We start from the raw sequence: 11,311 nt of genomic DNA on the forward strand, positions 1-11,311 counted from the left end.
GCGGGCCTCAGATGCCGTACACGCGGCGGGCCGTCCCGCCGAACACCGCTGCCCTCCCGTCGGCGTCGAGGTCCTGAGTCAACAGCCGTGCCGCGTCCAGGACTTCGACGTACCGCGCCGCCAGCGTGCTGACGGGCCAGTCCGAGCCGAACATGAGGCGTTCGGGTCCGAAGGCGGCGAGGACGGTGTCCGCGTAGGGCCGCAGGTCGTCCACCGTCCACGTCCGGTGGTCGGCCTCGGTCACCATCCCGGAGAGCTTGCACACCGTGTTGGGGCGGGCGGCGAACGACCGGACCGCCGACGCCCAGGGTTCGAGGGCGCCGGAGGCGATGGGCGGCTTGCCCATATGGTCCAGGACGAAGGTGAGTTCGGGGTGGCGCGTCGCCGCCTTCGTGCAGGCGGGCAGGTGGTGGGGCAGGACGACGAGGTCGTAGGCGAGGCCCGCCGCGGCGACCGCGGCGAGTCCGCGGTGGACGTCCGGACGCAGCTGCCACTCGGGGTCCGGCTCGCTCTGCACCTGGTGACGGATGCCCACCAGGTGCCGCCCGCCCGGGAGTTCGCGCAGGGCGGCCAGCGTGTCCGCCACGTCCGGGCGCGTCAGGTCGACCCAGCCGACGACCCCCGCGACCAGGTCGCTTTCGGCCGCCAGAGCCAGCATCTCCGGAGTCTCCTCCGGTACCGTGACCGTCTGCACGAGGGCGGTGGCGGTGACGCCCGCCGCCCGGGCCTCGGGGGCCAGGTCGGCCAGGGAGAAGTTCCGGCGGATCGGCGCGAGGGCCTCGCCGGTGATCCAGTCCTGGTCGCGCACGGACAGGTCCCACACGTGGTGGTGGGCGTCGACGAGGGACGGCCCGGGGACCGCGGCCCCGGCCCCCGTGCCCCCGGTCACGGCAGCTCCCACACGACGGGCAGGCCGGCCGCCGCGCCCTCGGCGGAGTAGTCGTGCACCACCTCGAGCAGCTCCGCCATGCGGGCCTGCCAGGCGATGTTGACCGGCAGCTTCGCCAGCTCGGCGAGCATCCTGCCGTAGTCCTCGCACTCCAGGACGTGGAACAGGTCGGTGCCGCCGCGCCAGATGGTCCAGGAGGAGACGCCCACGGCGCGGATCGCGGCCGTGAGCTCGGCGGGGACCGCGCGGTGGGCGTCGTCGTACTCCTCGACGCGGTCGGCGCGGACCTTGGTGTGCAGCGCGACCTTCATGAGCGGACCTCTCCTCGTACGTCACTCGGTCGTACGTCACCGGGCACGGGAACCCGGGACGGTAGCAGCCCCGACGCGCGGGCCTCCTGCCAGAACTCGTCCGGCACCCGGGCCCCGAACTGCCGTGCCGCGTCCGTGACGTGCTCCGGGGCGTGGATGCCGACCAGCACGCTGGCGACGGCGGGGTGGCCGAAGGGGAAGGCCAGCGCGGCGGCCCGCAGCGTGGTGCCGTGCCGTTCGGCGAGGGCACCCAACGCGCGGGCGCGCGCGATGAGTTCGGGCGGCGCTTCGGTGTAGTCGAAGTGTGCGCCCGGCCGGGGGTCGGCGAGCAGCCCCGAGTTGAAGACGCCGCCGATGACGACCGACGCGCCCCGCTCGCTCGCCGCCGGGAGCAGCTCGGCGAGGGCGGCGTGGTCGAGGAGGGTGTACCGGCCGGCGCAGAGCACCGCGTCGACATCCGTGTCGCGGACGAACCGGGTCAGCATCTCCGCCTGGTTCATGCCCGCTCCTATGGCGCCGACGACCCCCTCGGAGCGCAGCCTCTCCAGCGCCGGGTAGCCCTCGCGGAAGGCCTCCTCGGCGTGGTGGTCGGGGTCGTGCAGGAAGACGACGTCGATCCGGTCGAGGCCGAGGCGGGCGAGGCTCGACTCGATCGAGCGGCGCACGCCGTCCGCGCTGAAGTCCCAGACCCTGCGGTGCGTCCGCGGCACCGCGAAGCCGCCGTCGGCGAGATCGTCGCCGCGCACCTCGTCGGCCGGCTCCAGGATCCTGCCGACCTTCGTGGACAGGACGTACGAGGAGCGGTCCCGGCCGCGCAGCGCGGCGCCGAGCCTGCGCTCGGACAGGCCGAGGCCGTAGTGCGGCGCGGTGTCGAAGTAGCGGATGCCCGCGTCCCAGGCGTGGTCGAGGGCGGTGGCGGCCTGCTCGTCGGTGATCGGCGCGTAGAGGTTGCCGATGCCCGCGCCGCCGAAGGACAGCTCGGTCACCTCGACGCCGCCGGGGCCGAGCGGGCGCCGGGCCAGGACGGCGCTCACGAGGCCGCGGGGCGGAGCCGCAGTCCCTGCATGCCGCCGTCCACGGCGAGCGCGGTGCCGGTCGTGGCGCCCGAGAGTGGTCCGGCCAAGTAGGCGATGGCGCCCGCGACTTCGTCCGCCGTGACGAGCCGCCCGCTGGGCTGGCGGGCGGCCAGTGCGACCCGTTCGGCGGCCGGGTCGGGTGCGGCGTCCAGGAGGCGGCCGATCCACGGGGTGTCGACGGTGCCGGGGTTGACGCAGTTGACGCGTATCCCTTCCCGTACGTGATCGGCGGCCATCGCGAGGGTGAGGGAGAGCACCGCGCCCTTGGACGCCGCGTACAGGGCGCGCTGCGGGAGGCCCGCGGTGGCGGCGATGGAGCAGGTGTTCACGATCGCCGCGTGCGAGGACGCCCTCAGGTGTTGCAGGGCGGCGCGGGTGGTGCGGACGATCCCGAGGACGTTGACGTCGAGGACGGCGTGCCACTGGGCGTCGTCGTTGTCCTCGACGGTGCCCTGTGCGCCGATGCCGGCGTTGTTGACCAGGATGTCGAGCCCGCCGAGGTCGGCGGCTGCCGCCGCGACGGCTTCCCGTACGGACGCGTCGTCGGTGACGTCGGCGGTGTACGGGTGGAGGGGCTTGTGCACGCCGCTCGGGTCGCGGTCGACCACGGCGACCTGGGCGCCGTGTGCGGCGAGGAGCTCGGCGGTGGCCCGGCCGATGCCGGAGGCGCCGCCGGTGACGAGGGCGTTGAGCCCTTGGAAGTCGGTCATGCGGCTGCTCCCTTGTCCGGTGCGAGGTCGGGTCGAGCGAGGTCGGGTCGTGCGGCGAGGTCGGCGGCCCAGAACGTGCCGCCCGGGTAGGTGTACGCGGCGATGGATTCGGCCCGCATCGTCGCGGAGAAGCCCGGCGCGGCCGGGGCCGTGTAGTGGCCCGCGCGCAGCACGACCGGGTCGGTGAAGTGTTCGTGGAGGTGGTCGACGTACTCGATGACGCGGTCCTGCGTGGTGCCGGCGAGCGCCACGTAGTCGAACATCGACAGGTGCTGGACGAGCTCGCACAGGCCGACGCCGCCCGCGTGCGGGCAGACGGGCACGCCGAACTTGGCGGCGAGCAGCAGGATCGCGAGGTTCTCGTTGACCCCGCCGACCCGGGCCGCGTCGATCTGCAGGATGTCGATGGCGCCGGCCTGGAGGAGCTGTTTGAACACGATGCGGTTCTGCACGTGTTCGCCGGTGGCGATCTTGACCGGGGCGACGGCGGAGCGGATGGCGGCGTGCCCGAGGACGTCGTCGGGGCTGGTGGGTTCCTCGACCCAGTACGGGTCGAACGCGGCGAGCGCGCGCGTCCAGCGCACCGCCTCGTCGACGTCCCAGCGCTGGTTGGCGTCGACGGCCATGCGGATGTCGGGGCCGATGGCCTCGCGGGCGGTGCGGCAGCGGCGGATGTCGTCGTCGAGGTCCGCGCCGACCTTGAGCTTGATCTGGGTGAAGCCGTCGGCGACGGCCTGCCGGGCGAGCCGGGTGAGCTTCTCGTCGCTGTAGCCGAGCCAGCCGGGCGAGGTGGTGTATCCGGGGAAGCCCCGCTCCCGGAGCAGCGCCGTGCGCTCCACGGCGCCCACCCGTCCCGCGTGCAGCAGGCCGAGGGCCTCCTCCGGGGTGAGCGCGTCGGCGATGTAGCGGAAGTCGACCTGGGAGACGAGCCATGCGGGGGTGGCGTCGGCGAGCAGCTGCCACAGCGGCTTGCCCGCGCGTTTGGCCGCGAGGTCCCAGGCGGCGTTGACGACCGCGCCGATGGCCATGTGCATCACGCCCTTCTCGGGGCCGAGCCAGCGCAGCTGGCTGTCGCCGATCAGGGCGCGGTTGACGGTGCCGGGGTCGGCGCAGACCTCGTCGACGGGGCGGCCGATGACGTGGTGGCGCAGGGAGTGGATGGCCGCGACCTGGACGTCGTTGCCGCGTCCGATGGTGAAGGTGAAGCCGTGCCCCTCCAGGCCGTCGGCGGCGTCGGTGCGCAGCACCACATAGGCCGCGGAGTAGTCGGGGTCCGGGTTCATCGCGTCGGAGCCGTCCAGCTCCCGTGACGTCGGGAACCGGATGTCGTAGGTGTCGACCGCGGTGATGCGGGCGGGGGTCGGGGACACAGGAGGCCTTTCCGGAAAGGGGCGGGGCGCGGGGAACCGGTGGTCGGTCAGTCCTGTGCGCGGCCCGTGGTGACGCGGGCGATCATCAGGGCGACCAGGATGATTCCGCCGTAGATGGCCTGGATCCAGAAGGACGGCACCTGGGCGAGGGTGAGCAGGTTCTGTACGACGCCGAGCAGCAGGACGCCGGTGAGGGCGCCGGACATGGTGCCCTTGCCGCCGTCGAGACTGATGCCTCCGATGACCGCGGCGGCGAACACGGTGAAGATCATGTTCTGGCCCTGGTTGGCGTTGATGGCGCCCACGTAGCCGGTCTGCATGAGGCCGCCGGCCGAGGCGAGGACGCCGGCGACGACGAACACGCCGAGCATGACGCGTTCGACGCGGATGCCGGCGGCGCGCGCCGCGTCCGGGTTGCCGCCGATCGCGTACAGGGCGCGGCCCACCCGGTGGTACTTGAGGACGAAGCCCGCGATGCCGAAGGCGGCCGCGGCCAGCCACACCGACATGGGGATGCTCAGGAAGGTGGTGGTGGCCAGGGTGTAGAAGGCGTCGGACATGCCGAAGAGGGTCTTGCCCTCGGTGGCGCCGACGAGCAGGCCGCGCAGCACGATGAGCATGGCGAGCGTCACGATGAACGCGTTGAGCTTGAGCTTCACGACGAGGATGCCGTTGAAGGCGCCGATGACGGCGCCGACCAGCAGAATGGCGAGGATGCCGACGGCGGCCGGCAGGTCGGTGCCGAACCCGGCCTGGGCGGCGGGCAGGACGAGGAGTGCGCCGACGGCGGGTGCGATGCCGACGACCGACTCCAGGGAGAGGTCGAACTTGCCGGTGATGAGGACGAGCGACTCGGCGAGGACGACCATCGCGAGCGCGGCGGACGCGCCGAGGATGGAGATGAGATTGCGCTCGGTCAGGAACGAGTCGTTGACGAGCGCGCCGAACAGCATGAGGAGCAACAGGGCGGGGACGAGGGCGAGTTCGCGGGCCCGGCGCAGGACGATGCTCTTCGCTGCGCGGGCTTGTACGGGGTGCTTCGGTACGGCGGTTGCGGGCGCCGACTGGGCCGACGGGGCCTTGATGTCAGCCACGGTTGTCTCCTTGTTCTTTCGCCGCGGGACGGTGGGGGCTTGTCGCGCAGTTCCCCGCGCCCCTGTCGGGACCCACGCCCTCGATCGATGCGATGAGGTCCTGGTCGGTGAAGCCCGCCTCGTACTCCGCGACGATCCGGCCGTGGAAGAGGACGAGGACGCGGTCGCAGCGGCGCAGGTCGTCGAGTTCGTCGGAGACGACGAGGACGGCGGTGCCGTCGTCGCGGGCGTGGTCCACGCGGGCGAGCAGCGACTCCTTGGACTTCACGTCGACGCCCGCGGTCGGGTTGATGAGGATCAGCAGGCGGGGGTCACTGGCGAGGGCGCGGGCCATGACGACCTTCTGGGCGTTGCCGCCGGAGAGGTCGGAGACGGGCTGGTCGGGGCCCTCCGTGTGGATGTCGAGCCGGTCGATGAGTTCGTGGGCGAAGCGGCGTCTGGTGTCGGTGCCGACGAATCCGTGGCGGCCGAGCCGGTCGAGGACGCTCATCGTGGCGTTGTCGCCGATCGTCATGCCGAAGACGAGGCCCTGGCCGTGACGGTCGCGCGGCACGCAGCCCACCCCGGCGCGCAGGGCCGCCCGCACGTCGCCGAACGGCAGGGGGCGGCCGTCGAGCCGGGCGGTTCCCTGGGTCGGCGTGTGCAGTCCGGCGAAGCTCTCCGCGAGGTTGATCTTGCCGCTGCCGCTGGATCCGGCGAGGCCGACGACCTCGCCCTTGCGGACGGTGAGGTCGATGTCGGCGTACGACTCGCTGGTCAGGCCCTCGACGTCGAGCAGAACCGGGGCGTCGGCGGGGACCTCGGTGCGGGCCACGGCCCGCTCGGCCTCGGCCTGTTCGGCGATGACCTCGCCCGCCATGGCCTCGACCAGGGCGGCGCGCGGCAGTTCGGCGACGGGAGCGCTGGTGATCCAGCGGGCGTCGCGCAGCACGGTGACGGTCTGGCACACCTCGTACACCTCCTGGAGGTGGTGCGAGATGAAGAGGAAGGTCACGCCGGATTCCTGCAGGGCGCGCATGCGGGTGAAGAGGCGCTCGATCTCTCGGTTGTCGAGTTGCGCGGTCGGCTCGTCGAGCACGATGAAACGCGCGCCGAAGCTCAACGCCCGCGCGATCTCCACCATTTGGCGGTCCTCGACCTTGAGGTCGGCGGTGCGCGCATCGGGGTCGACGCGCACGTCCCAGGTGTCGAGGAGCGCCGCGGCCTCGGTCCGCAGTCTGCGCCAGCTGATGAGTCCGCCGCGGCCTTCGGGCTGCCGGTTGATGAAGAGATTCTCGGCGACGGTCAACTCGGGGACGACGGTGGGCTTCTGGTAGACGCAGGCCACTTTGCGGCGCCAGGCGTCGCGGTCGGCGAGGGGCGGGGCGGGCTCGCCGTCGAAGCGGACGGTGCCCGCGTCGGGTGCCTGGAGTCCGGTGAGGACGGTGACGAGGGTGGACTTGCCCGCGCCGTTGCGGCCGACGAGGGCGTGCGACTCGCCGGGCAGTACGGTGAGCCGGCCGTCCTGCAGCGCGACGGTGGGTCCGTACCGCTTGACGATGCCGGACGCCTCGACGAGCGGGGTCACGTCGCCCCGGCCGGCGGGGGGCTTGGTCATCGGGATGCTCATGTGACCGTGTTGCCCCACAGCTTGGCGTCGTCGACGTTCTCCTTCGTGACCAGCGGCGCGGGCAGTTGGTCCTCCAGCACGCCGCCGGGCAGCTCGACGATCTCGGAGTCGTGGTCGGTCGGACCGGGCTTGAACTTCTTCCCGTTCATCGCGGCCTTGATGTAGTACATGCCGTACTTGGCGTAGGCGTCGGCGGGCTGCGAGACGGTGGCGTCGATCCGGCCCTTGCGGATGGCGTCGAACTCCTGCGGGATGCCGTCGTTGGAGACGACGGTGATGTGGCCCTTCTCGCCCGCCTTCTTCAGCATCCCCTTCGACTTCAGCGTCTGCAGGGTGGGGGCGAGGTAGACGCCGCCGGCCTGCAGGTAGATCCCCTTGATGTCGGGGTGCGAGTTGAGCAGCGTGTCCAGCTTGGCGGCGGCGGTGTCGGACTCCCACTTGGCGGGGATCTCGAGCACCTTGAGCTTCGGGTACTTCTTCTTCACGCAGTCCCGGAAGGCCTTGGAGCGCTCACGGCCGTTGACGGACGCGAGGTCGCCCATGACCTGCACGACCTCGCCGGTCTCCACCTGCTTGCCGAGGTAGTCGCAGGCCTTCTCGCCGTACGCGACGTTGTCGGCCCGCACCACCATCGCGACCTTGCCCTTCTCGGGCGCCACGTCCACGGCGACCACCGGCACGCCCTTGCGCTCGGCCTGGTCGAGGCCCGCGGAGATCGCGGCGCTGTCGAGCGGCGCGACGACGAGTCCCTTCACGCCCTGGTTGAGCTGGTTGTTGATGTCGGTGATCTGCTGCGAGGGGTCGCTGTTGGAGTTGACGGTCTTCATCGCGTCGACGTCCTCGGACTTCGCCATCTTCGGCACGTAGTCGTTGTACGACTGCCAGAACGGCGAGGTCAGCAGGGGCAGGACCACGCCGACCTTGCCCTCACCCCCGCCCCCGTCGCCGGGCGCCGCGGTGTCCTTCGTACTGCCGCACGCCGCGAGCGCCAGGGACGCGCAGGCGGCCGCGGCGGCGGCGCGCACCGCCCGCGACGTCCCCGCCCTGCCGGGCCTGCTCCTGTGCCTGTCGCGCACTTTCCTGCCGGCCATCTGACGGCTCCTCATCGAGGGGGGAACGAACGGGGATCGAGCGTGATCAAGCGCGTCCGAGGCCGCGTCGAGCGGCCACCGGGACCCGATGACGCGAATATTTATCAGACCACTTGGCACCCACAACACCCCTCGTCGGCAACTTTCCGCGCCGTACGGCCGTAGTGGTCGGACCACTTCTCTGGCTAGACTGCCGCGCACCCGTCCAGTGGAGGAGCGTTACGTGGACCAGCCGGACCAGTCCGCCCCGCAGAAGGGCACCGTGACGCAGCGGGCCATCGAGCAGATCAAGGCGATGATCGGCGAGGGCCGCCTAGAACCCGGCCAACGCCTGCCCACGGAACGGGACTTGGCGGTCCAGCTGGGCATTTCGCGCTCCTCCATGCGGGAGGCGATCCGGGCGATGACGGTGCTCGGAGTCCTTGAGGCCCGGCACGGATCCGGCATCTACGTCACACAGTTGGAGGCCGGCGACCTCCTGGAGACCTTCGGGGTGGTCGCGGACCTCTCCCGCGGGCCGCGCCTGGTTGAGCTCCTGGAGGTGCGCCGGGTGCTGGAGTCCACTGCGACGGCGCTGGCCGCCGCGCGGATCTCGGCGGACCAACTGGCGGACGTGGAAAAGCACTTGGAGGCGATGAACGCCACCGACGATCCGGAGGAGATCCTCTCCCACGACCTGGCGTTCCACCGCACGATCGCCTTCGCGGCCGACAACGACACGATGGCCGCGATCCTGGAGGGCCTCTCGTCCCGCACGTTCCGCGCCCGTGTGTGGCGGGGCTACCAGGAGGAGGGCGCCTTCGAACGCACCCGTCGCGAGCACGCCCGGATCCATCGCGCACTCGTGGCCCGGGATCCGGAGGCGGCACGGGCCGCGGCGGCGGCGCACGTGGGCGAGGTGGAGGAGTGGCTGCGGGCTCAGGTGGAGGGCTGAACCCCGCGCGACCCGCGCCCTGGCACGGTAACCGTCAGCCGTCAGCCGTCAGCCGTCAGCCGTCAGCCGTCAGCCGTCAGCCGTCAGCCGTCAGCCGTCAGCCGTCAGCCGTCAGCCGTCAGCCAGGGTGCGCTCGATCCGGGCGACGAAGGCGCGCCAGCTCGTCGAGCTGTGCCTCGTAGTCCGGCAGGCCGTTCACCTCGCCGAGGCGTAGCCAGGCCACGGTGCTGCCCACCCGGACGACGGCCATGGCGTTCGTGCTGTCCTCCGGTTCCTTGTAGTACGTGAAGGTCGAGCTCTTGTCGCCCAGGGGAGGCAGCGACAGCGGTGTCGTCCTGTCGCAGCCGGACTGCTGACGGACCAGCTGCTCCTGCATGCGCTCCGCCTGGTCGGGTGACGTGCAGGCGTGGAGCTGGAACTCGGCCCTGACCGCTCCGGACCCCGACGACATCTCGTACCGCGTGCCTCCCATGTGGCAGCCGCCGGACCGTTCCGCCTCCACGGCACCGGCCGGGCTCTGCTGGGACCAGCCGGGCGGCATGTCCTTCCGCGTGGGCAGGGCGTCGCGCGTCTGCGCCACGGTCAGGGCGCGCGTGCGGTCGGCCGCGTCATCGCCGGTGTCGGCGGCCTTCTCCTCTTCGGCCGAGCCCTTGCCTTCTGCCGTGCCCTTGCCGTCGTGCTCGCCGCCTTCTCCGCTGTCCTGCGCCGAGGTGCCCCGCGGGCCATCGTCGGCGATGAGCCGCGTCCCCCCGTACACGCCGAGCGCCACCAGGGCCAGCAGCAGCACACCGATCAGCGCCAGGACGGTGAGCGCGCCCGGGGTCTTGTTGACCGTGATCGGACCGAGCGCGATGTGGCTGCGCGTGATCGTGCTGCGGTCGATGACCACCGCGTCCCGGTTGTACGTCGTGGGGGCGTTGAGGTGCAGGGCCAGCTGCCGCCCCAGCGCCGGATCCGCCTCGATCTCCTCGCGCAGGACGGTCTGGGCCTGCGACTGGGCGGATGCGCTCGTCCCGTCCCCGTCGATCCCCTCCAGCGCCGCACGCCCCCGCTCCGTGCGGGCCAGACGTGAGCGGACCAGCTCGGTGACAGCGGCCCCGGCCCCCTCCCCACGCCGGTCGCCGCGCCGGTCGCCACCGCGCTGACGACACCCACCGCCAGCATCGCGAGCTCCGTCGACTCCATGCCACACCCCCGTTGCGCGACAGCCTCAGGAGCTCATCATGTTGCACCGGTCCACGGGTGGCACCCCTGTCCCCGCAGGGCGGCCGAAAGAAATACGGGAGACCCGAGCGGGCCGGTTCTGACACCATCCCCGCGTGATCACCGATGCGCGCGCCACCCCGTCCACCCCGTCCCCGCTGTCCGCGCTGTGCGCGACCGTACGCAACAACGCCCTCTGGTGCGACGCCGTCTGCCGCTCCCACGGAGTGCCGGGTGCCGTCGAACGAGGCGTGTGGGCAAGCGCTTTGCGTACGCCTCCGCTGTACCCCGACGCCGTGACGCTCTCCCCCGCCGCGACACCCGACGACGTGCTGTCCCGCATCGACCTCTCCTCCCCCGGCGCCTCCGTCAAGGACAGCTTCGGCTCGCTGGACCTGTCCGCGGCCGGCTTCGAGGTGCTGTTCGAGGCGCGGTGGATCCACCGCGCGGCGACGGAGCCCGCACCGCCGTTGCGAGCCGACCGATGGGGGCCGGTCGAGGGCGCCGCACGACTGCTCGCGTGGGAGGCCGCGTGGAGCGGTGACGGGGAGAGCGGCGGTCTGTTCCGGCCCGCGCTGCTCGACGACGGAGCGGTGTTCCTGGCGCCCGCGGGCACGGGCCCCTCGGGCATGGACCCCGTGGGCACGGACCCCGTCACCGCGGGCGCCATCGCCTATCCCGGCGCCTCCGTCATCGGCATCTCCAACCTCTTCGCCGCCGACGGCGACCTCGACGCCGCCTGGCGCGGCTGCCTGCGGGCCACGGACCGGCTGTGGCCGGGGGTGCCGGTCGTCGGGTACGAACACGGCGACGACCTCACCGCCGCCGAACGTCAGGGGTTCACCCCCGTCGGCCCGCTGCGCGTGTGGCTGCGGACCGAGGCGTGAATGAACCTCTCCGTCGCGTCGCCGTGACGGATGTGCCTTCCACACGGCCAGGACGGGGGAGTTCACCGCCGACGACCACACCGCAGAACCACGCCGAGCCCTGCGGACCCGGCGTGACCCGGCGTGACCCGGCGTGG

General features: G+C 72.1%; 11 protein-coding genes. 2 read left to right on the top strand and 9 right to left on the bottom strand.

Features of this window, described 5'->3' with window-relative positions; genetic code table 11:
* Nucleotides 1–7 precede the first annotated feature (7 nt).
* Genes ACZ6CV_RS13880 through ACZ6CV_RS13915 form a run of 8 tightly spaced genes read right to left on the bottom strand, consistent with a single transcriptional unit; the run spans nt 8 to nt 8,150 of the window.
* Nucleotides 8–889 carry an amidohydrolase family protein gene (locus ACZ6CV_RS13880; protein WP_469251014.1) on the bottom strand — a complete coding sequence of 294 codons (882 nt, stop codon included), beginning with the start codon at nt 887–889 and terminating at the stop codon, nt 8–10.
* Complete coding sequence (locus tag ACZ6CV_RS13885; RefSeq protein WP_469251015.1) at nt 886–1,200, bottom strand: L-rhamnose mutarotase; 315 nt, start codon at nt 1,198–1,200, stop codon at nt 886–888. The genes ACZ6CV_RS13880 and ACZ6CV_RS13885 overlap by 4 nt, the downstream gene beginning before the upstream one ends.
* Nucleotides 1,197–2,234, bottom strand: a complete 1,038-nt coding sequence (locus ACZ6CV_RS13890) for an aldo/keto reductase (protein WP_469251016.1) — start codon at nt 2,232–2,234, stop codon at nt 1,197–1,199. The genes ACZ6CV_RS13885 and ACZ6CV_RS13890 overlap by 4 nt, the downstream gene beginning before the upstream one ends.
* Nucleotides 2,231–2,986 carry an SDR family NAD(P)-dependent oxidoreductase gene (locus tag ACZ6CV_RS13895; protein WP_469251017.1) on the bottom strand — a complete coding sequence of 252 codons (756 nt, stop codon included), beginning with the start codon at nt 2,984–2,986 and terminating at the stop codon, nt 2,231–2,233. Before ACZ6CV_RS13895 ends, ACZ6CV_RS13890 begins: the two co-directional genes overlap by 4 nt.
* Complete coding sequence (locus tag ACZ6CV_RS13900) at nt 2,983–4,356, bottom strand: L-fuconate dehydratase (RefSeq protein WP_469251018.1); 1,374 nt, start codon at nt 4,354–4,356, stop codon at nt 2,983–2,985. The genes ACZ6CV_RS13895 and ACZ6CV_RS13900 overlap by 4 nt, the downstream gene beginning before the upstream one ends.
* 47 nt (nt 4,357–4,403) lie before the next feature.
* Complete coding sequence (locus tag ACZ6CV_RS13905; protein WP_469251019.1) at nt 4,404–5,450, bottom strand: ABC transporter permease; 1,047 nt, start codon at nt 5,448–5,450, stop codon at nt 4,404–4,406.
* Complete coding sequence (locus ACZ6CV_RS13910; protein WP_469251020.1) at nt 5,443–7,047, bottom strand: sugar ABC transporter ATP-binding protein; 1,605 nt, start codon at nt 7,045–7,047, stop codon at nt 5,443–5,445. Before ACZ6CV_RS13910 ends, ACZ6CV_RS13905 begins: the two co-directional genes overlap by 8 nt.
* An 8-nt stretch (nt 7,048–7,055) precedes the next feature.
* Nucleotides 7,056–8,150: a sugar ABC transporter substrate-binding protein gene (locus tag ACZ6CV_RS13915; protein WP_469251021.1), complete on the bottom strand. Its 1,095-nt coding sequence runs from the start codon at nt 8,148–8,150 to the stop codon at nt 7,056–7,058.
* 223 nt (nt 8,151–8,373) lie between these two features.
* Here ACZ6CV_RS13915 and ACZ6CV_RS13920 point away from each other — a divergent pair, with 223 nt between their 5' ends.
* Nucleotides 8,374–9,084 (top strand): FadR/GntR family transcriptional regulator, encoded by a 711-nt coding sequence (locus ACZ6CV_RS13920; protein ID WP_469251022.1) that lies wholly within the window; start codon nt 8,374–8,376, stop codon nt 9,082–9,084.
* A gap of 118 nt (nt 9,085–9,202) precedes the next feature.
* Here the strand turns inward: ACZ6CV_RS13920 and ACZ6CV_RS13925 are convergent, their stop codons facing one another.
* Nucleotides 9,203–10,276 carry a hypothetical protein gene (locus tag ACZ6CV_RS13925; RefSeq protein ID WP_469251023.1) on the bottom strand — a complete coding sequence of 358 codons (1,074 nt, stop codon included), beginning with the start codon at nt 10,274–10,276 and terminating at the stop codon, nt 9,203–9,205.
* Between the two features lie 127 nt (nt 10,277–10,403).
* On the opposite strand from ACZ6CV_RS13925, the gene ACZ6CV_RS13930 reads away from it, so the two are divergent.
* Nucleotides 10,404–11,174: a hypothetical protein gene (locus ACZ6CV_RS13930; protein WP_469251024.1), complete on the top strand. Its 771-nt coding sequence runs from the start codon at nt 10,404–10,406 to the stop codon at nt 11,172–11,174.
* Nucleotides 11,175–11,311: the final 137 nt, after the last annotated feature.

It is taken from the genome of Streptomyces sp. NPDC041713 (assembly GCF_055591085.1).

What these genes read in the sequence shown, in the direction of transcription:
- ACZ6CV_RS13885 (WP_469251015.1), bottom strand. Translation starts at nt 1,200, where the DNA reads ATGAAGGTCGCGCTGCACACCAAGGTCCGCGCCGACCGCGTCGAGGAG.
- ACZ6CV_RS13895 (WP_469251017.1), bottom strand. Translation starts at nt 2,986, where the DNA reads ATGACCGACTTCCAAGGGCTCAACGCCCTCGTCACCGGCGGCGCCTCC.
- ACZ6CV_RS13910 (WP_469251020.1), bottom strand. Translation starts at nt 7,047, where the DNA reads ATGACCAAGCCCCCCGCCGGCCGGGGCGACGTGACCCCGCTCGTCGAG.
- ACZ6CV_RS13915 (WP_469251021.1), bottom strand. Translation starts at nt 8,150, where the DNA reads ATGGCCGGCAGGAAAGTGCGCGACAGGCACAGGAGCAGGCCCGGCAGG.